The organism is Gammaproteobacteria bacterium, from assembly GCA_016195665.1.
Taxonomy (GTDB): domain Bacteria; phylum Pseudomonadota; class Gammaproteobacteria; order SURF-13; family SURF-13; genus JACPZD01.
In genome coordinates this window covers 14,600-34,038 of sequence record JACPZD010000035.1, presented here as the reverse complement: position 1 = coordinate 34,038, position 19,439 = coordinate 14,600, and the positions used below count along the sequence as shown (strand labels likewise).

The window sequence follows — 19,439 nt, the reverse complement described above, 5'->3', positions numbered from 1 at the left end:
AACAATTGTTGCGCCGGATACCCGGAGGAGACGAAGCATGCTGGCCCCTGTTTGCATGATGGAGATGAAAGCGGAAAGCGCCGCCGCGAAAGACGAGCGCGTCCGGTTCAGGCGAGGCGGCGCATGAAACACGCGCGCAGCAAATCCGCTGGCGCGGTGACCACGGCAAACGGCCTGGCGCGCCAGGCGCAGGTGCCGGTGCACGTCGTGCGCTACTACACGCGCATCGGCCTGCTGCGGCCGGCGCGCGATCCGGCGAGCGGCTACAAGTTGTTCGCCGAGGCGCACCTCAAGCGGCTTCGGTTCATCCTTCAGGCCAAGGCGCTCGGTTACACCCTGCGCGAGATCGGGGTCATTATTCAGGAGGCGGAGCGCGGTAAGTCGCCGTGCCCGCGCGTGCGCGAAATCATCGAGCAGCGCATCGCCGATAACCGCCAGCAGCTGGAGGAGATGCTGAGTCTGCAACGCCGCATGGAGCGTGCGCTACGCGCTTGGGCGAAGATGCCCGATGGCGTACCGGACGGGAAAGCCGTGTGCCACCTTATCGAAGCGATAGCAATGGAAGATTGACCTGTGTGCCACGCACAGCTTTTATAATGAATATTGCAACAGCAGTGCAAGGGGGTGTGATCGTGACACACCTTCAGTTAACCGAACAGTAGTGAACGAAGGAGACAAACCATGAGTACCCATACCAAGTCCGAGAGCGGCAAAGCCAAAGCCGATACCCAGCTGACCGAAGAGCAACGCCAGCACCACATTGAGGTTGCGGCTTATTATATCGCTGAGAGCGGTGGATTCAATAGCGGTTGTGATTTAGAGAATTGGCTGGCTGCGGAAGCGGAAATCGATCGGTTGCTGGCTGAGGGGAAGCTCTAGCCCGCAATTGAGTGCTGGTCGGGTTAGGCATCAGGCCGTAACCCGACCGAACTTGATCAGAGACTCCCTAACCAATTGAGAAAGGAGTTCAGTGAAGTGTCAACCTCTTCGGAAATAGCTTTGCAGCCTGCAAGCTCAAGCATCGAGCTGGCAAAACATATCCTGTATCGCCTGTTCCGGGATTTCGACGGACGTATAAGCATCTGCCTGTGGGACGGTTCCGAAGTGCATCTGGGCCGCGGCCACCCGGCGTTTTCGTTGACCTTCCGGTCTGCAAAAGCTTTTCAGGATGTCGTCCTGTCGCGCAATCCGTTACGTCTCGTTGAATCTTATTTTCAAGGACTCATTGACATTGACGGTAACCTCTACAGCGCCCTCAAACTGCGTCACCATCTGGCTTCATTGCAACTGTCCGTGATAGAGAAGGCCGCCCTTGCGGCTAAGGCATTTAGGATTAAACCAGACAAAACTGCATCAAACGGCAGTAACGCACCCAAGTGGGCAAAAACCCTCAGGCAAAAACTGGGCATCAGTCCCAGCAAAGAACTCAATCGCCAAGCCATCTCCTTTCACTATGACGTTTCCAACGATTTCTATGCGCTGTGGCTGGACGAACAGAGGGTCTATTCCTGCGCTTATTACGAGGATGCCGGCCAGAGCCTGGAGCAAGCGCAGCGTAACAAGCTTGACCACATTTGCCGCAAATTGCGGCTCAAACCCGGCGAGCGGCTGCTCGACATCGGCTGCGGCTGGGGCGCACTGATCTGCTGGGCTGCGGAACAATACGGCGCGAGCGCACAGGGCATTACGCTAAGCCAAAATCAGTATGACTATGTTCAAAGTATGATCAAGCAGCGCGGCTTGGAACATAAAGTTTCCGTCGAGATGCTCGATTACCGCGATCTCCAGGACGAAGCCCGCTACGACAAGCTCGTCAGCGTCGGCATGTTCGAGCACGTCGGCTTGAAAAACTTGCCGGCCTACTTTGCAATTGCCCACCGGCTGCTCAGACCTGGCGGCCTATTCCTCAACCACGGCATCACCAGCGATGAAGGTGGTTGGAAGAAAACTGTTTCGACCGAATTCATCAATCGCTATGTGTTTCCTGACGGACAGCTCGAGACTGTCGGAACGGTGCAGCAAATCATGGAAGGTGCGGATTTCGAGATTCACGACGTTGAAGGTCTCAGGCAGCACTACGCGCTGACGCTACGCGAGTGGGTAAGACGCCTGGATGAGCGCCACGAAGAAGCCCTGAAGTATGTGACCGAACCCGTCTATCGTATCTGGCGGCTGTATATGGCGGCTTGCGCCATGCAGTTTGAAGAAGGCAATACCGGGATATATCAAATACTGGCTTCCAAGCGCGCACCTTTTTCCAACCCGGTTCCGCTCACGCGGCGCGATCTCTATCGAGCGCCATGCTGAATCAATAGCGGCAACATAATGGATTACTAACGGAGATATATCATGGAATGGCTAACGCAGAACTGGATATGGGTTTTATTTTTAGTTCTGTTTATCGGCATGCATCTTTTTGGTCACGGCGGCCATGGAGGACATGGCGGCCGTGGTGGGGGCGGTTGTGGCGGCGGGGACGAGCAACGCCCCGCAGACGGCGCACAACCGGGCAAGGACAAGCCGCAAGGCCATCAACATTGAGGAGGATCGACATGCTGAACATCAAGCTCGTTTCCTGGGCGCTCGGATTATGGGGCGCGGTCACTTTTATCGTGTGTGTGATCTACGGCGTGGTCACGCCAGAAAGCCTGCACATGCATGCGTTTCTCGAGCAAGTGCTGCCGGCGTTCAAGTGGCTCACCTGGTGGGGCTTCCTGCTGGGGCTCGCGGAGAGTTTTTTGTACGGCGTATATGCCGGGCTGGTGTACGTGCCGATCTACAATTTTCTCCAGCGGCGCTGGGGTGACGCCCGGCCATAGCCGGATGGAGAGCCCGATGAAGGCTGGTCATCCTTGACCCGAGGAGGTAATGAAGATGACGACTGACGATACCCGATCGCCACACCCGGATCTTCACCTGGCGGAGATCCGCGCGCTGGCGCAGCGCTTCAGCCCGGATGAGATCGAAGCCTGCATCCGCGAGCAGCTCGATGAGGGTGCGAACGTGTGCGAGCCGTCGGGCCGGACGGAGGAGATCGTCGGCGTTCTGGCCAAGGCGGAATTCGTGAAAGTGCTCGTGGCGAAAGGCGCGACGCTCCCCGAAGCCATGCGCGAACTGGGACGACGTATCCGGGCGGTGCAGCAGCAGGGCGGGGCGGCGTGATAGACGGCAGGCTCGCCTTCAAAACGGCGACCCGAACATGGGTTTCTTTGAACTTGAATAGGAGGTGGAACATGACAATCGATCCAGTATGCAAGATGCAGGTGGAGCCGGCCAAGGCGGCGGCCAAGGCGGACTATGACGGGCAGATGTACTATTTCTGCTCCGCGGCCTGTCACAAGGCGTTTACCGAGGAGCCGCAGAAGTATGCGGGCGCCGCCCCCCACGGCGACCGCGCGCCGCCGCGCCCAGTTTAGCGGTGTTCGCGCGGCTGGACGGCGCGGGGGGAAGCAGCCATGGGATTTGATTCGGGTGAGATATGCATGAACTGCTGGTTCAATGGGTGGGTTACGTCGTCCCCTGGATCGAGGCCCTGGGCATCGTCGCGGTGTTGTGGGGCGTCCTGGAGGCGTTCATGGGTCTGGCGCAGCGCGGCTGGTTGTTGGCGACGCAGCGCCCGATGCGCAAGTACCTGGGCGCCATCCGCCTTGCGATGGGCGAGAAGATGGTGCTCGGACTCGAGTTCTTTCTGGCTGGCGACATCGTCCAGACCATCGTGGTGCCGACCTGGAACTCGCTGGCGATCCTCGGCGGCATCGTGGTGATCCGTACGGTGATCGTCTACTTCCTGAACCTGGAGCTGAGCCGGGGAGCGAGACAGGGTAATGCGTGACTTGGCTGTGGCATGACCCTGGAAAAGTACGCCACGGAATCGTCCGTGGCGTGAAATACCGATAATAAAAAGGAGATTTTCATGGATGCCGATAACACGTTGACCGACGCGGAAAAGCGGATGCGCGTGTTCTTCGTCAGCACCGCCTTCGTGCTGTTGTCGGTCATCATCATCGCGCTGGTCTATCTCGCCACCAGCACCACCACGGCGGCGACCGCGACACTGTCCTTCGCCGGCGGCGTGTCCAATATCTTCCTGCCCTGCACCCTGCCGCTGGCCTTCGTCATCGTGCCCATGAGCATGGGGATGGGTTACCGCAAGGGACTGACGATGGCGCTCCTGTTCGGCCTCGGGCTCGTCATCACCCTGGCGTTCTACGGCGCGGCGGTGGCCGTGCTCGGCAAGTACCTCGGACTCGATCAGGCCACGCGCATCATGTACGTGCTGGCCGGCGTCGCGGCGCTGCTGTTCGGGCTGTCCGAGCTCAAGCTCATCCGTTTCGAGTTGCCCGCCTACACGCGCACGCCGAAGTGGATCGAGGAGCGCTCCGACTACCTCAAGGTGTTCTTCCTCGGCCTGTTCCTCGGCAATGCCGGCGTCGGCTGCCCCAATCCCATCACCTATGTGCTGCTGATTTATATCGCCGGTACCGGCAACCCCTGGGACGGCTTCTGGCTGATGGGGATCAACGGCGTCGGCCGGGCGCTGCCGCTGGTGTTTTTGTCGGTGCTCGGCATCCTCGGCGTGAACGCATTGCCCGGTTTGCTCAAGCGTAAGGCGGCGGTGGACAAGTTCATCGGCTGGTCGCTGGTCGCTTTGGCCTCCTTCATCACCTTGAATGGCGTCTTCGGTCACCTGTGGTACGAAGGCGGCGTGTTTCACGAAGGCTTGAACATGCTCGTGGAGCGCCTCGGCGGCGCGCGGCTGGCCGAGGCCGACATCCCGATCGAGGGGATCGAGCAGAAGGTGCCATTCGTGGCGTGGGGCGCCTGGGCCAATTTCGCACTCACCCTCGGCGTGCTGTTCTGGTACTGGTGGAAGAATGAGCGGCGCATCACCCGCGAAGTGTGGACGGTGCTGATCATCTTCGTCATCTGGGGGCTGGCCCTGATCCCGGTCGGCATCAAGGCGATGTGAGGACGCATGAAGATCGAAATGGAGAGAAAGAACCTCGTGCTCGGGGTGTTGTTCGTGTTCCTGGCCGGGATTTTTTTCGGTTACCTGCTGGCCACTTTCTAGGAGGAAGGATATGACCATCGTACGGAAGATGTTCCGGGTGGAGGGCATGCACTGCGGCGCCTGCGCCGTCTCGACCGGCATGATGCTCAAGGCCGTGCAGGGGGTGAAATTCGCGCATGCGGACTACGACACGCGCAGCGCGGAGGTCGAGTACGACGACGCCCAGATCGGCCCGGCGGAGATGAACAAGGCGCTCGAAGGGCTGGGCTACCGGCTCAAGGAGGGCGCATGATCGACGTGATCTTCCTCACCGTGCCGAACTGCGTGCAGTGCGCCAAAGCCAAGTAAGGTGATCGAGAAGGTGCAGCCGGACTTCCCGGACCTGAAGGTGACGTACCTCGACGTGACGCAGCAGCCGGAGATATTGCAGAAATACCGCGTCCTGTCCTCGCCCGGCATCGTGATCGACGGCGGGCTCGAGTACACTGGCGGACTCGACGAGACGGTGTTCCGCGCACGCCTGAAGGCGCTATCAGACAAAGAGGTAACACCATGAACCTGAACCGACGCGATTTCCTGAACCTGACCGCGGCCGCCGCAACCGGTCCCGGCCTGCGCCTGATCGAGCTCACCCGGGCGCGCTCCCCCGAAGAGGCCGCGAGTAGCCTGAACCGCTGGGGGCTGCTGATCGATGTCAACCAGTGCGTGGACGGCTGCACCGCCTGTGTCGAGGCCTGCTTCGTGGAGAACGGCGTCCACGGCCACGGACGGCCGGCGACCGACGCCCAGTGGATCCGCAAGGTCACTATCAAAGACAAACAGGTGGGACGCACCCTACGCCACCCTCTCATTTTGTTAGGCGTTCTTACTAACTTAGGGGAGCTACATCCATGAAACCAGAAAGAAACATTATCCTGATCACCGGCTGCAACGGACGAATCGGCAGCGCGGTGATGCGGCGACTGACCGGGCGCTTCAGCGATGTCGTGGGCCTCGACCGCAACGCGCCCACTCCGGCGCCGTCCGACTGCGTGCGCATGCCGGTCGATATCGCTTCCGATGACAGCGTACGCCAAGGACTGCGCCTCCTGCGCGAGCACCACGGCACGCACATCGCCACCGTGGTGCACCTGGCCGCCTACTACGACTTCCTCGGCAAGCCGAGCCCGAAATACGACGAGATCACGGTCGAGGGCACGCGACGCCTGTTGCGCGGGCTGCGCGCGGGCTTCGAGGTCGAGCAGTTCATCTTCTCGAGCACCATGCTTGTGCATGCGCCCGGCGAGCCGGGGCAGTTCATCACCGAGGACTGGCCGCTCGGGCCGACCTGGGCCTACCCGGAGTCGAAGGTGCGCACCGAGGCGCTCATCCGGGCGGAGCGCGGCGCGATTCCCGCCGTGATCCTGCGCTTCGCCGGCGTCTACGACGACGTCTGCCACTCGCCACCGCTCGCGCACCAGATACAGCGCATCTACGAGGGGCAGCTCGCCGGCCATCTTTATTCCGGCGAGACCTCGCACGGCCAGGCCTACGTCCACCTGGACGACGTGGTCGACGCGATCGAGCGCGCCATCGAGCGCCGCGCGCAACTGCCGCCGGAGACGGCGATCCTCATCGGCGAGCCGGAGACGCTGAGCTACGACGAGCTGCAGCACACGTTCATGCGCCTGCTGCACAAGAAGTCCACGGAGACCCAAAGCGTACCCGGGCTGATCGCGAAGGTGGGCGCCTGGATTCAGGACCACCTGCCCGGCCCGGAGCAGTTCATCAAGCCGTGGATGATCGACCGGGCCAACGACCACTACGCCCTCGACATCACGCGTGCCCGCACGCTTCTCGATTGGCATCCGAAGCGCTCGTTGCGACAGACGATGCCGAAGATGGTCGCGGCGCTGGAAGCCGATCCCATCGGCTGGTACCGCGAACACGGCCTCGAGCCGCCATCGTCTTTGAAGAAGCAGGCGGAGCGCGAGAAGCAGGCGGCGGCGCACGCCCCGGCCGCCGCACGCGCGGCCGAGCCCGCGCCCGCGTCGGGGCATGTACACGCGCACGGCGCGGGTACGCTGGCCGCCGCGCCGGGCCGGCTCGTGCATGTTTGTCCCATGCACCCGGAGGTCGGCCAGTCTACGCCCGGAAACTGCCCGCGCTGCGGCCTGGCCCTGGAACCCACGACGCTGCCGGCGGAGGCGCTCGCGTGCACCTGCCCGATGCATCCCGAGGTGGCGAGCGGCGAACCGGGCCGCTGCCCCAAGTGTGGCATGCCGCTCGAGCTGCGCCAGATTCCGGGGGAAGGCCATGCATGAGCACCCTAATGCCGGTCATGGCGACATGACGCCGCCCGGGCAGGCGGTCGAGTACACCTGCCCGATGCACCCCGAGGTGGCGAGCCGCGAACCGGGCAACTGCCCCAAGTGCGGCATGGCGCTGGTGCCGCGCGGCGCGGCGGGGGAGCACGGCGACATGATGGTCGAGGACCATCGCAAGCTGCTCTGGCCGCACTACCTCAACCTGATGCTCGGCTTCTGGCTGCTGACCAGCCCGTTCACGCTCGGTTACCTGAGCGACTTCGTCCCCGACGCCAACCAGTTGCGGGTGATGGCCGAACGCGGGCTGCCGTCGTTCGAGTTCCGCAACCTGGCGGTGACCTGGAGCGATGTCGTGAGCGGCGTGCTGGTAATCGTCTTCAGCCTGCTGTCCGCCAATTCGTCGCGCCGCTACCCGTGGGCGCAGTGGGCCAACGCCTTGGTCGGCTTCTGGCTGCTGTTCGCGCCGCTGGTGTTCTGGACGCCGCTGCCCGAGGCCTACGCCAACGACACGCTGATCGGCTCGCTGGTGATCGCGTTCTCCGTGCTGGTGCCGATGATGCCGGGCATGAGCATGGAGGGCATGATGGGCAAGCCCGACGTCCCGCCGGGGTGGGCGTATACGCCGGCGAGCTGGCTGCAGCGCATGCCGATCGCCGTGCTCGCGCTGATCGGGTTTTTCATCGCGCGCGTCCTCGGGGCCTATCAACTCGGCCATATCGATACGGTGTGGGAGCCGTTCTTCGCCGGCAGCGGCGAGATGAAGGGCATGATGAACGGCACCGAGACGATCATCACCTCGAGCGTGTCCAAGGCCTGGCTGATCCCCGACGGGGCGCTCGGCGCCATCGTCTACATGCTCGAGCTGGCGATGACCTGGATGGGTGGCAAGGACCGCTGGCGCACCATGCCGTGGATGGTGCTCGGGATCACCATCCTGATCGTGCCACTCGGCGTGGTGAGCATCTACTTCATCATCATCCAGCCGATCGTGATCGGCACCTGGTGCACGCTGTGCCTCGTCGCAGCGCTCGCCATGACGGTGATGATCCCGTACCAGCTCGACGAGTTCGTGGCGATGGGTCAGTTCCTGCTTTGGGCGCGCCGCAAGGGCAAGCCGTTCTGGCGCACCTTCTGGATGGGCGACGCGATGGAGGGCGGCGCCGACGACACCTCCAAGGGGCTGCTCGGAACGGTGCGCGAGATGACCGTGGAAGCCGGGCGCGGCATAAGCTTCCCCTGGATGCTGCTGGTGAGCGTCGCGATCGGCATCTCGTTCATGTTCACGCGCCTCAGCTTCGGCAACTCGGGCGACATGGCCGACAGCGATCACCTGGTCGGCTCGCTGGTGGTGGTGTTCTCGATCATGGCGCTCGCCGAGGTCATGCGCGCGGCGCGCTTCATCAACGTCGCGTTCGGCGCCTGGCTGATCGCGGCGCCGTGGCTGCTCGACGGCGCGGGCTCGCCGCTCGCGGCCTGGAACGGCGTCATCGGCGGGGCGCTGCTGATCGCGCTCTCGATCCCGCGCGGGCTGATCAAGGATTCGTATGCGGGTTGGGACCGATATGTCGTTTAACAGCCGCTTCCTGGATGTCGCGGGCAATCGTCATAAAATCGATACTTTAACTGGGAGAAAGATCATGAAATCTGTCCTCGTTACATTGGGAGTCTTCATCGTGCTCGGCGTGCTCGGGGCAGCCGCGGTAATTTACTCGGGCGTCTTCAACGTGGCCGCAACGGTCACCGACGCGGCGCCCCTGCGCTGGGTGCTGATTACCACGCGCGAAGCGTCCATAAGACGCCATGCGCGCGACATTCAGGCGCCAGCGTCGGGCGGGGCGGAACAGGTGGAAAACGGGTTTCGCATTTTCCGCGAGGCGTGCGCCATGTGCCACACCCCGCCCGGCCGGCCGGCGACGATGATGACGAAGGGGCTCAATCCGGAAGCGCCCGCGCTGGCCGAGCTGGTGGAAGACATGACCGACGCGGAACTGTTCTGGGTGACCAGGAACGGCATCCGGTTCACCGGCATGCCCGCCTGGGGCTCATCCCTCAACGACCCGGATATCTGGGACGTGGTGGCGTTCATGAGGACGTCGCCGAACATGAAAGCCGCGGATTACGACGCGCTGGATCGGCGTGTTCCGTCAAAGAACGGTACACGGTGAGCCATGGGGACGTGGTGGCGGAACGCTGGATTCCAAATTAGTCCATTCCTGATGGAGAAGGAGATCGATATGTATGAGCCGAGTGCAAGATTTGCATCACCGGTGACATGGATCGCGGCGCTGCTTGCGCTGCCGCTGCTGACGCTTCTTTACTCGAGCGGTGCATCGGCGGTGCCGAGCATGGCGCGCCAGACGGGCGAGGAGTGCGGCGACTGCCATACGGTCTATCCCATGCTCAATGCGGATGGCCGGCAGTTCAAGCTCGGCGGCTACAGCAAGAGCAGCCCCAAGCCGGACGACGCCCCGTTTTTCGACAAGGTACCCATCGCGGCGCTGCTCCAGCTCTCGCGGACGTCCACGCGGAGCACCGGCACCGGCGGCGCCACGGACGAAGATTTCCCGCGCGACCGGGACCTCCTCGTCCAGGCCGCGGGTCTCTACTACGGCGGCAGGATCACCGACCGGTCGGGCGCGCTGGTGCAGTACAGCTACGATGGTGTGGAGCGGCAATGGGCCATGGAGATGTTCGATGCGCGCTATGCCGGCAGTGCGACGCTGGGAGGAGGAAAGCTGCTCTACGGCGTCACCCTGAACAACAATCCGACGCTGTCCGACATCTACAACAGCACGCCCGCGTGGTCGTTCCCGCACACCGGTTCGGTATCGGTGATGCCCGCCGCCAGCACCGTGGTCGACATGCGCTTGGCGAGCCAGGTGAGCGGCGTCGGCGTCTACGGTTTGTGGAACCAGCTGCTCTATGCCGAGCTCGCCGTCTATCGCCGGGCGAACACGAGCCTGTTCCGCCCGCTAGCAGCGGGCGTCACGGTGGAGAACGTCGTGCGCGGGACCGCGCCGTACTGGCGCCTGGCCCTGCAGCGGGAAACGGGGCCGCACAGTTTCGCCGTCGGCACGTACGGCCTGGTGGCCAAGATCGACGCCGAGGCCGACGAGCCCGGCCTCGGCGCCGACCGCTTCCGCGATGTCGCGCTGGACGGGCAGTACCAGTACATCGCGGGCGACCACGTGTTCTCGGCAGCCGCGACCTGGATACGCGAAAGGCAGGAATGGAACGCGAGCTTCGCCGGCGGGCTGGCCTCGAATCCGTCGGCGGTCCTGAAGACCTTCCGCGCCGACGTCCATTATCTGTATCGCGGGACCTATGCCGGCATCCTGCAGTACTTCGACACCCAGGGCGACGCGGACGACCTGCGCTACAACAGCGGCACGCCGGTCACGGGCAGCATCAACGGCCGTCCCGACAGCCGCGGCTGGATCGTGGAGCTGAACTACCTCGCCGACGTGGACTGGATGCCCGTGGTGCAGCACGCGAAGTTCGCGCTGCGCTACACCGGGTACACGCGCTTCAACGGGGCCGGCGACAACTACGACGGCTTCGGCCGCGACGCCAGCGACAACAACAGCGTCTTCCTGCTCGTCTGGTTCCTGCTGTGAGCGCGCTGTTTTCAAGCGCAGAAACGAGGTGACCTGCCCTCACAACCGAGTCCAGTTCATATCATAGGTCTGGGCTATAGAAAGGAGGAAGGCAAGATGGACAACACGAACGGCGACGCGGCGCGCTCGGACGCTCTGGTGCTCTTCGGCGTGACCGGCGATCTCGCCCGCAAGAAGATCTTCCCGGCGCTCTACGCGCTGGCGCAGCGCGGCGTCCTCAGCGCCCCGGTGGTCGGCGTCGCCACCTCGACGTGGAGCTCGGCGCAGCTGCGCCGACGGGCGACCGAGAGTATCGAGCAATCCGGCCGGATCGATGACCCGCCGGCCCTCGACCATCTGCTCTCCCGGCTCGAGTACGTGAGCGGCGACTACAACGACGCGGCCACGTTCGCGGCGATAAAAAGCGCGCTGGGGAATGCCCGGCGCCCGGCGCACTACCTCGCCATCCCGCCCGCGCTGTTCCAGACGGTGATCCAAGGGCTCGTCGTCGCGGGCCTGGCCGACGGGGCGCGCGTCATCCTCGAAAAGCCGTTCGGCCGCGATCTCGCCTCGGCGCGCGAGATCAACCGCGTCGCGCGCTCGGCATTCCCGGAAGAGGCGATCTTCCGCATCGACCACTTCCTCGGGAAAGAGGCGATCATGGACATCCTCTATTTCCGCTTCGCCAATTCGTTCCTGGAGCCGATCTGGAACCGCGACTGCGTGGCCGGCGTGCAGATCACGCTGGCCGAGGATTTCGGCGTGGAGGGTCGCGGCCGGTTTTACGAGAGCGTCGGCTGCCTGCGCGACGTGGTGCAGAACCACCTGTTTCAGATCGTCGCGCTGCTCGCCATGGAGCCGCCGGCCACGCGCGGCTACGGCTCGGTACACGTCGAGAAGGCCAAGGTGTTCCAGGCGATGCGCCCGCTCGAGCCCGCCAACCTGGTGCGCGGCCAATACGCCGGCTACCGCGCGGAGCCGGGCGTCGCGCAGGATTCCGACGTCGAGACCTTCGCCGCCCTGCGGCTCCACATCGATTCGTGGCGCTGGGAAGGGGTGCCGTGGTACCTGCGCTCCGGTAAATGCCTGGCGAACACCGCAGCCGAGGTCCTGGTGGAGCTGAAGCCGCCGCCGCAGCGGCTGTTCGCCGATTCCTGGCCGGCGGACGGCCGCGCCAATTACGTGCGCTTCCGGCTCTCGCCGAGCCACGCCATCGGCATTGCGGTACGGGTCAAGCGGGCAGGCAAGGAGTTCGTGGGCGAGCAGCGCGAGCTCTACCTGCTGCATGAGCACCCGGACGAGGAAGCGCCCTACGAGCGGCTCCTGGGAGACGCCCTGGCCGGCAACGGCGCGCTCTTCGCCCGCGAGGATTCGATCGAGGCCGCCTGGGCGGTGGTCGATCCGGTCCTGGTGACGCATCCTCGAGCGCTGCCGTACGAGCGCGGCAGTTGGGGGCCGAAGGAGGCGGACGGACTCATGGCGGCGGATGGAAGCTGGCACAACCCCCAGCCGGAGCCGACGGCCGCATGACATCGGCGAACGCGGTGGTGTTCCTGCTGGATGTGGAACAACACGCTGCTCGACTCGCCGTTCGATCGGGAGTATTTTGATCCAGAGTAAAGAGCGCAGCCGGCGGGTCGGGCACGATGGTTGGCGGATCGATTGACGCCAGGCCGCGAACAAGGAGACATGTCATGAACTGGTTATCACAGAACTGGGTTTGGGTTGTCCTCGCGATCGGCGCCGCGTTTTATTTTTTCCGCGGGGGTCTGGGCGGTCATGCGGGCGGGCACGGCCGCGGTCTCGGCGGCCTGCTGGGAGGCCTGAGGCATGGCGGGCACGGTGGGCACGCCGGAGGCGGCGGCCACGGGGATCGCGTCGAGCAGCCGGATCGTCCCGCCGCGGCAAACGCGCCGGAGGCGGCCGTCGATCCGGTCGGCGGCGAAGCGGTGCGTACGGCGCACGCGCTGACGTCCGTTTACCAGGGAAAGATCTATTACTTCGCGTCCAAGGAGAACCGCGACCGCTTCGAAGCCGCGCCGCAGGAGTATGCCCAGAAGGCGGAGGGCTATCCGGTGCGTTCGGCCGAAGCTCCGCACGATCGCCCACGCAGGGGCCGCGGCTGCTGACGGGTTAAGGGGTCGCGCTGGCGGCCCCGGGACGCAAGCTGATGGCGGCTGCCATTTGTTGAGGGGTTCCTTAGGACATGAAGTGGAGGCGATATGGAGAAGCAGCAGCAGTTTTCCCTCTGGTACTTCCTGATCGTATTCCTGGCGATCTTGGCGATGCAGAACTTCCTGTTCGGCCCGCACGCCGCGAACCTCGCCTACAACGAATTCAAGGCGCTGCTCAAGGCCGGCAAGATCGAGAACATCGCCATCGGCGAGCGCACGATCAGCGGCACGCTCAAGCCCGACGGGCTCGAGGGGCTGCTGCCGAAGAAACAGATCGAGGAACTCAAGCGCGCAGGAGAAGGCAAGGAGCACCGTTTCGTCACGGTACGGGTGGAGGACCCCGGCCTCGTCAAGGAGATCGAAGCGGCCAGGGTGCGCTTCGCCGGCCAGATCGAGAGCAAGTGGTTCTCCACGCTGCTCTCCTGGATTCTGCCCGCCGTCATCTTCGTCGCCATCTGGGGCCTGCTCATGAAGCGCATGGGCGGCGCGGCCGGCGGCTTCATGGAGATCGGCAAGAGCAAGGCCAAGGTCTATATGGAGCAGCGGACCGGCGTGAGCTTCGACGACGTCGCCGGGGTGGACGAGGCCAAGGAGGAGCTGAAGGAAATCATCGAGTTCCTCAAAAACCCGAAGGAATACGGCAAGCTCGGCGCGCGCATGCCCAAGGGCGTGCTGCTGGTCGGCCCGCCCGGCACCGGCAAGACCCTGCTCGCGCGCGCGGTGGCGGGCGAGGCGAGCGTGCCGTTCTTCTCCATCAGCGGTTCGGAGTTCGTGGAAATGTTCGTCGGCGTGGGCGCGGCGCGTGTGCGCGACCTGTTCGAACAGGCGCGCGGCAAGGCCCCGGCAATCATCTTCATCGACGAGCTCGACGCCCTCGGGCGGGCGCGCGGGGCCTACCCGCTCGCCGGCGGGCACGACGAGAAGGAGCAGACGCTCAACCAGTTGCTGTCCGAGATGGACGGCTTCGACCCGAGCCAGGGGCTGGTGCTGCTCGCCGCCACCAACCGCCCGGAGATTCTCGATCCCGCGCTGCTGCGCGCCGGGCGCTTCGACCGCCAGGTGCTGGTGGACCGCCCGGACAAGAAAGGGCGCATGGACATCCTCAGGGTACATTCGAAGAAGGTGCATCTGGCCGCCGATGTCGATCCGGAGCAGGTCGCCGCGCTCACGCCCGGCTTCACCGGCGCCGATCTCGCCAATCTGGTGAACGAGGCGGCGCTGCTCGCCACGCGCCGCGGCGCCGAGGCCGTCGCCATGGACGACTTCACGCGCGCCATCGAGCGCATCGTCGCCGGTCTCGAAAAGAAGAACCGCCTGCTCAACCCGAAGGAGCGCGAGGTCGTGGCCTTTCACGAGATGGGCCATGCGTTCGTGGCGCAATCCCTGCCCGGCGCCGACCCGGTGCACAAAGTCTCTATCATCCCGCGCGGCATCGGCGCGCTCGGCTACACCATTCAGCGCCCGACCGAGGACCGCTACCTCATGACGCGCGCGGAACTGGAGAACAAGATGGCGGTGCTGCTCGGCGGTCGCGCCGCGGAGCAGCTCGTGTTCGAGCATTTGTCCACCGGCGCGGCCGACGATCTCGCCAAGGTGACCGACATTGCGCGCGCCATGGTCATGCGCTACGGTATGCACGCGAAGCTTGGGCACGTCGCCTACGAGGCCGAGCGCCCGGCCTTCCTGCAGGTGCCCGGGATGCCGCCGGCCACGCGCGACTACGGCGAGGACACGGCGCGCGAGATCGACAATGCGGTGCGCGAGCTCGTGCAGGCGGCGTTCGAGAAGGCGCTCGCGATCCTGCGCGCCCAGCGCGAGGCGCTCGAGCGCGGCGCGCGCGAATTGCTCGCCCGCGAGACGCTGGGCGAGGAGGATCTCCGCCGCCTGTGGTCGCCGACGGCGGAAAACATCGCGGCGGCGACAGCGGTCGAGAAGAGACCGGCATGAAAACCAGCATTGTAGACATCGGCGGACGGGCCGCGCCTCGGCGAAATGCCGGCGCTTGCCGCCGCGGATTATGCGCTCGCGTTGTGGTTTACCTGGCGTCTCGCGCACAGGATTTCCCGCTCCGGAAAGCTGTGATGTCCTTGGGGAGGAATCGGAAAAAGCTTCCGCGGAATTTCTTGGCCCATCGGACATGGCGCAGTCTGGCAGGGAAGAGCATTTTTACCCGGTTGCGTCACCTACACACGGAGGTTATATCATGAAAACTGTCACCATCGAAGTCGGGGGGATGATTTCGGCGCTCAGCGCCCGCGGCGTGGAGAAACAGCTCGCCAAGCTCACGGGCGTATACAAGGCCGAAGTCAACTACGTCGCCGGCAGCGCGACGGTGGTCTACGACGAAACCGTCACCGATCTCAAGACCATCAAGGCCAGGGTGCACGAGTGCGGTTACCACTGCACCGGCGAGATGCTGCCGAAGCATCTATGCGTGCCCGAGGACCCGCCGGACAACGGGTGAGGAAAGCCATGATTGAGCCGAAGAACGTTAGGACCACGAGACGAGTTTATCCGGGAGTTGCAGGCCAGGTGACACTATGAGCCAGGGGACACTAACCGCTGATGCCGAACTGGAAGAGCTGCAGCACGCATCATTTAACTACTTCCTGCACGAGACGAATCCAGTCAACGGGCTGGGGATCGACAAGACCGAAGCAGATTGGCCTGCCAGTATTGCCGCCACCGGCCTCGCGTTGGCGGCGTACCCGGTGGGCGTCGAGCGCGGATTCATGCCGCGTGACGCGGCGGTTGAACGATCGCTGGCGACCTTGCGGTTTTTCTGGAACAGCCCGCAAGGCCCGGAGCCTGACGCGACCGGCTATCAGGGCTTTTACTACCATTTTCTTGACATGCAGACCGGGCGGCGCGCCTGGCAAGTGGCGGCGTCGCTGCCATTCGCGCCCGAGATTGTCCTGCCCGTACTCGATTACTGTATTCATGACGTCAAATTGATAGAGTCCAACCGTTACGGCTTCAAAGCGTCCTTCAATCCGACCTACCCTGCCGCATCCGGCAATCCCCACGGCTGGGTATCGCCGTGGCATTTCGGGCTCAATGAAGGGCCGACTGTTCTGATGATCGAAAATTATCACACGGGGTTATTGTGGCAATTGATGCGAAGGTGCCCATACATCGTCGGCGGCTTGCGGCGAGCGGATTTCACGGGAGGCTGGCTATGAAGGCCTCGGTGACACCCGGGGATAGTTCGCGCTGTCGTAGGTGCGTCCCGCATGAATTTTCCGCAAGATGGAAACTGCCTTTAAACAGGCGAACTACGAAGGCGGCGTGGTCAGCGGCATTCAGGCGGTAACGTGCGCCGATTTTTCCGCGTTTCAGGCTGGTGAGGCAATAACCATGAGCAAGAAAATCAAAGAACAAGGCGTGAGCGGGCACACGCCCTCGATCTCGAAACAGGCCTATAAGGACAGCTTGCACAAGCTCCAGGTCGAACTCGTTAAGCTGCAGCGGCACTTCATCAAATGCAATGACAAAATACTGATCATCCTGGAGGGCCGGGATGCGTCCGGGAAGGACGGCACGATCAAGCGCATTGTCCAGCATTTGAGTCCGCGCGAAACCCGCGTTGTCGCCCTCGGCAAACCCTCGGACCGCGACCGTACCTCTTGGTACTTTCAGCGTTATGTTCCTTATTTGCCGGCGGCCCAGGAACTCGTGCTGTTTAACCGCAGTTGGTACAACCGCGCGGGCGTCGAGCGCGTCATGGGTTTTTGTAGCGACGCGGAGTACGAAGAATTCATGGGCTCGGTGTCAGAGTTCGAGCATATGTTGGTCCGCTCGGGTATCAAACTCCTCAAGTACTACCTCGACATCAACAAACCCGAGCAGAAGCAACGCTTGAATGAGCGCAAGAGTGATCCACTCACACAATGGAAAACCAGCGCACTTGACAGCCAAGCGCTCAAGAAGTGGAAGCAGTACAGCCTGGCGCGCGACGAGATGCTGGCACGCACTCACAACGCCATAGCGCCGTGGACCATCGTGCGCGCCGACGACAAGCAATTGGCGCGGCTCAACATCATCAAGGATGTGCTCAGCCGGCTGCACTATGCAGACAAGGACGAGAGGCTGGTCCTGCCGGACCCGCAGATCGTATTCGCATACGATATCTCAAATCTCGAAAACGGCCAGCTCGCGAAGTAACCAGGGATGTAACAAGACATGTTGAAGATGAAGACGACTAAGGAGGCACGATGAAGACGAGCGTTATTGAAGCGGGCGCGCAGCCCGCCATGTCGGCGGATATGGCGCATGAGATGGGCCATGGCGGCAAGGACCTGCCGGCCATGGTCCGCGACATGCGCAACCGTTTCTGGATCTGCCTGTTCTTCACCGTGCCGGTCTTTGTCTACGCACCAATGGGAGACCTCTTCGCAGCGCCCGCTCCGCCATTCGGTCTGGCGCTCAACCTGTGGCTGTTCTTCCTGGCAAGCGCCGCGATTCTCTATCCGAGTTGGCCGTTTGTCGTCGCCGCCTGGCGCGCGCTCAGGACCGGCACCCTGAACATGGCGGTGCTGATCGTCTTGAGCGTTGGGACCGGGTATCTCTTCAGCGTCGGCGCTACCTTCTTCTTCGAGAGCGCGCAGTTCTTCGAAGCCTCCGCCGTGCTGCTGGTTTTCATCCTGCTCGGCCACTGGCTGGAAATGCGTGCCCGTGCGGGCGCCTCGGCGGCCATTACAGCGCTGATGGACCTCGCCCCGGCGAAGGCCTCTGTTGTCCGCAATGGCGTCGAGGTTGAAGTGCCGACTGCGGAGGTGGCGGCGGGCGAGATTGTCGTGATCCGGCCGGGCAACAAGATTCCGGTCGACGGCACGGTGGAGACGGGCGAATCGCTGGTCGACGAATCCATGCTCACCGGCGAGTCGATGCCGGTCAAGAAGGGCCCGGGCGCCACGGTGATTGGCGCGACCATCAACAAGAGCGGCAGTTTTCGCTATAAGGCGATGAAGGTCGGGGCCGACACGGCGCTGGCGCAGATCGTGAAACTGGTGCAGGAGGCGCAGAACTCGAAAGCGCCGGCGCAACTCCTGGCGGACAAGGCCGCGCAATGGCTGGTGATCGCGGCGATCGTCGTCGGTCTTGCGACCTTTGCAGTGTGGTTCTGGTGGATCGGACAGCCGCTGCTGTTTGCGTTGACGCTTACCATCACGGTCTTCGTGATCGCCTGCCCGGATGCGTTGGGACTAGCCACGCCCATGGCGGTGATGGTGGGGACGGGCCTCGGCGCAATGAACGGCATTCTGTTCAAGAACGCCTCGGCGCTGGAAGACGCCACCAGACTCAATGTCATCATTTTCGACAAAACCGGTACGCTCACCATCGGCCAGCCGGAGGTGGTGGAGATCGTGACGGCGGACGGGATCACCGAGGACGTGCTGCTGACCGCCGCGGCAGCCGTCGAACAGGGGTCCGACCATCCGCTGGCCCAGGCCATCCTGCGCCGGGCGGCGCACCTCACCGTCGCGGCGCCGACCGGATTCGAAAGCATCGACGGCATGGGCGCGCGCGCCGAGACCGCCGGCGGGACGGTGTTCCTCGGCAACCGGTTGCTGATGAATACACAAAAGCTTGCACTCGGTCCTTTGGAGGCCGAAGCCGCTCGCCTGCAGGGTGACGGCCGAACCGTTGTCCACGTGGCCCGGAACGGTCGCGTGGTCGGCCTCATCGCCATCGCCGATGCGATAAGACCCACCGCCAAGGCAGCCGCGGCAAAACTGCGCCATCGGGGCATCGAGGTGGTGATGTTGACCGGCGACAACATCGGCACGGCCAAGCGCATCGCCGCGGAACTCGGCATCGACAGCGTGCTGGCCGACGTGCTGCCCGGCCAGAAGGCCGAGAAGGTGAAGGAGTTGCAGGCCACGGGGAAGAAGGTCGGGATGGTGGGCGATGGCGTCAACGACGCGCCGGCGCTGACCCAGGCTGATGTCGGCTTTGCCATCGGCGCCGGCACCGACGTCGCGATGGAAAGCGCCGACGTGGTGTTGATGAAGAGCGACCCGTATGACATCGTCGCCGCCATAGAGCTGTCGCGCGCAACGTTACGAAAGATGCACCAGAATCTTTGGTGGGCGGTGGGCTACAACGTGATCGCCTTTCCGCTCGCCGCGGGCATCCTGTACCCCTTCGTACTGAGTCCGGAGGTCGCGGCGCTGTCAATGTCCGGCAGCACCCTCATCGTGGCGATCAATGCGCTGATGCTGAAGCGCACCAAGCTGGCGGGCATCCGTCAGCCTGGCGGAGCGGCAGCAGCGACCGCTGCGGCGCAGGTGCCGGCGTGACGGACCTTGCACTGCGCGGCAAGCAGGAACTCGGCTTGACCCCATACCAG

At 63.6% G+C, this 19,439-nt stretch carries 23 protein-coding genes; all 23 read left to right on the top strand.

Annotated features, from left to right (window positions below; translation table 11 throughout):
- Positions 1-123 precede the first annotated feature (123 nt).
- The 23 genes from HY028_09255 to HY028_09145 all read left to right on the top strand — a co-directional run bounded on the left by HY028_09255 (position 124) and on the right by HY028_09145 (position 19,389).
- Positions 124-570, top strand: coding sequence for a MerR family transcriptional regulator (locus HY028_09255; GenBank protein ID MBI3345022.1), 447 nt, complete (start codon positions 124-126; stop codon positions 568-570).
- Between the two features lie 111 nt (positions 571-681).
- A complete protein-coding gene (locus HY028_09250) occupies positions 682-879 on the top strand; it encodes a DUF2934 domain-containing protein (GenBank protein MBI3345021.1) in 198 nt (65 codons plus the stop codon).
- Between the two features lie 114 nt (positions 880-993).
- The gene (locus HY028_09245; GenBank protein MBI3345020.1) at positions 994-2,307 is read left to right on the top strand and encodes a class I SAM-dependent methyltransferase; all 1,314 of its coding nucleotides are present in this window, start codon (positions 994-996) and stop codon (positions 2,305-2,307) included.
- A 42-nt stretch (positions 2,308-2,349) separates the two neighbouring features.
- Positions 2,350-2,541 carry a DUF2933 domain-containing protein gene (locus HY028_09240; GenBank protein MBI3345019.1) on the top strand — a complete coding sequence of 64 codons (192 nt, stop codon included), beginning with the start codon at positions 2,350-2,352 and terminating at the stop codon, positions 2,539-2,541.
- An 11-nt stretch (positions 2,542-2,552) separates the two neighbouring features.
- Positions 2,553-2,819, top strand: coding sequence for a hypothetical protein (locus HY028_09235; GenBank protein MBI3345018.1), 267 nt, complete (start codon positions 2,553-2,555; stop codon positions 2,817-2,819).
- Positions 2,820-2,874: 55 nt separating this feature from the next.
- Positions 2,875-3,162 carry a hypothetical protein gene (locus HY028_09230; protein ID MBI3345017.1) on the top strand — a complete coding sequence of 96 codons (288 nt, stop codon included), beginning with the start codon at positions 2,875-2,877 and terminating at the stop codon, positions 3,160-3,162.
- 71 nt (positions 3,163-3,233) lie between these two features.
- Entirely contained in the window at positions 3,234-3,416 is a 183-nt protein-coding gene (locus tag HY028_09225) for a YHS domain-containing protein (GenBank protein MBI3345016.1), read from the top strand.
- A gap of 62 nt (positions 3,417-3,478) precedes the next feature.
- Entirely contained in the window at positions 3,479-3,832 is a 354-nt protein-coding gene (locus tag HY028_09220) for a DUF1622 domain-containing protein (protein MBI3345015.1), read from the top strand.
- Positions 3,833-3,913: 81 nt separating this feature from the next.
- Positions 3,914-4,969 carry a sulfite exporter TauE/SafE family protein gene (locus HY028_09215; GenBank protein MBI3345014.1) on the top strand — a complete coding sequence of 352 codons (1,056 nt, stop codon included), beginning with the start codon at positions 3,914-3,916 and terminating at the stop codon, positions 4,967-4,969.
- Between the two features lie 112 nt (positions 4,970-5,081).
- Positions 5,082-5,303 (top strand): heavy-metal-associated domain-containing protein, encoded by a 222-nt coding sequence (locus tag HY028_09210; protein MBI3345013.1) that lies wholly within the window; start codon positions 5,082-5,084, stop codon positions 5,301-5,303.
- 57 nt (positions 5,304-5,360) lie between these two features.
- Positions 5,361-5,567 (top strand): thioredoxin family protein, encoded by a 207-nt coding sequence (locus HY028_09205; protein ID MBI3345012.1) that lies wholly within the window; start codon positions 5,361-5,363, stop codon positions 5,565-5,567.
- Positions 5,564-5,905 carry a hypothetical protein gene (locus HY028_09200; GenBank protein MBI3345011.1) on the top strand — a complete coding sequence of 114 codons (342 nt, stop codon included), beginning with the start codon at positions 5,564-5,566 and terminating at the stop codon, positions 5,903-5,905. Before HY028_09205 ends, HY028_09200 begins: the two co-directional genes overlap by 4 nt.
- The gene (locus tag HY028_09195) at positions 5,902-7,314 is read left to right on the top strand and encodes an NAD(P)-dependent oxidoreductase (protein MBI3345010.1); all 1,413 of its coding nucleotides are present in this window, start codon (positions 5,902-5,904) and stop codon (positions 7,312-7,314) included. The genes HY028_09200 and HY028_09195 overlap by 4 nt, the downstream gene beginning before the upstream one ends.
- Positions 7,315-7,429: 115 nt before the next feature.
- Entirely contained in the window at positions 7,430-8,890 is a 1,461-nt protein-coding gene (locus tag HY028_09190; GenBank protein ID MBI3345009.1) for an SPW repeat protein, read from the top strand.
- The gene (locus tag HY028_09185; GenBank protein ID MBI3345008.1) at positions 8,880-9,482 is read left to right on the top strand and encodes a cytochrome c; all 603 of its coding nucleotides are present in this window, start codon (positions 8,880-8,882) and stop codon (positions 9,480-9,482) included. The genes HY028_09190 and HY028_09185 overlap by 11 nt, the downstream gene beginning before the upstream one ends.
- A gap of 111 nt (positions 9,483-9,593) precedes the next feature.
- Complete coding sequence (locus HY028_09180; protein ID MBI3345007.1) at positions 9,594-10,934, top strand: hypothetical protein; 1,341 nt, start codon at positions 9,594-9,596, stop codon at positions 10,932-10,934.
- Positions 10,935-11,030: 96 nt separating this feature from the next.
- The gene (zwf, locus tag HY028_09175; protein MBI3345006.1) at positions 11,031-12,443 is read left to right on the top strand and encodes a glucose-6-phosphate dehydrogenase; all 1,413 of its coding nucleotides are present in this window, start codon (positions 11,031-11,033) and stop codon (positions 12,441-12,443) included.
- A 164-nt stretch (positions 12,444-12,607) separates the two neighbouring features.
- On the top strand, positions 12,608-13,042 hold the full coding sequence (locus HY028_09170) for a YHS domain-containing protein (GenBank protein ID MBI3345005.1): 435 nt from the start codon (positions 12,608-12,610) through the stop codon (positions 13,040-13,042).
- 93 nt (positions 13,043-13,135) lie between these two features.
- Entirely contained in the window at positions 13,136-15,034 is a 1,899-nt protein-coding gene (gene hflB, locus HY028_09165; protein MBI3345004.1) for an ATP-dependent zinc metalloprotease FtsH, read from the top strand.
- Positions 15,035-15,290: 256 nt separating this feature from the next.
- Complete coding sequence (locus tag HY028_09160) at positions 15,291-15,551, top strand: heavy-metal-associated domain-containing protein (protein MBI3345003.1); 261 nt, start codon at positions 15,291-15,293, stop codon at positions 15,549-15,551.
- Positions 15,552-15,627: 76 nt separating this feature from the next.
- Complete coding sequence (locus HY028_09155) at positions 15,628-16,269, top strand: hypothetical protein (GenBank protein MBI3345002.1); 642 nt, start codon at positions 15,628-15,630, stop codon at positions 16,267-16,269.
- Positions 16,270-16,444: 175 nt separating this feature from the next.
- The gene (ppk2, locus tag HY028_09150; GenBank protein ID MBI3345001.1) at positions 16,445-17,251 is read left to right on the top strand and encodes a polyphosphate kinase 2; all 807 of its coding nucleotides are present in this window, start codon (positions 16,445-16,447) and stop codon (positions 17,249-17,251) included.
- Between the two features lie 89 nt (positions 17,252-17,340).
- Positions 17,341-19,389: a copper-translocating P-type ATPase gene (locus tag HY028_09145; GenBank protein ID MBI3345000.1), complete on the top strand. Its 2,049-nt coding sequence runs from the start codon at positions 17,341-17,343 to the stop codon at positions 19,387-19,389.
- The last annotated feature ends 50 nt before the right edge of the window (positions 19,390-19,439 follow it).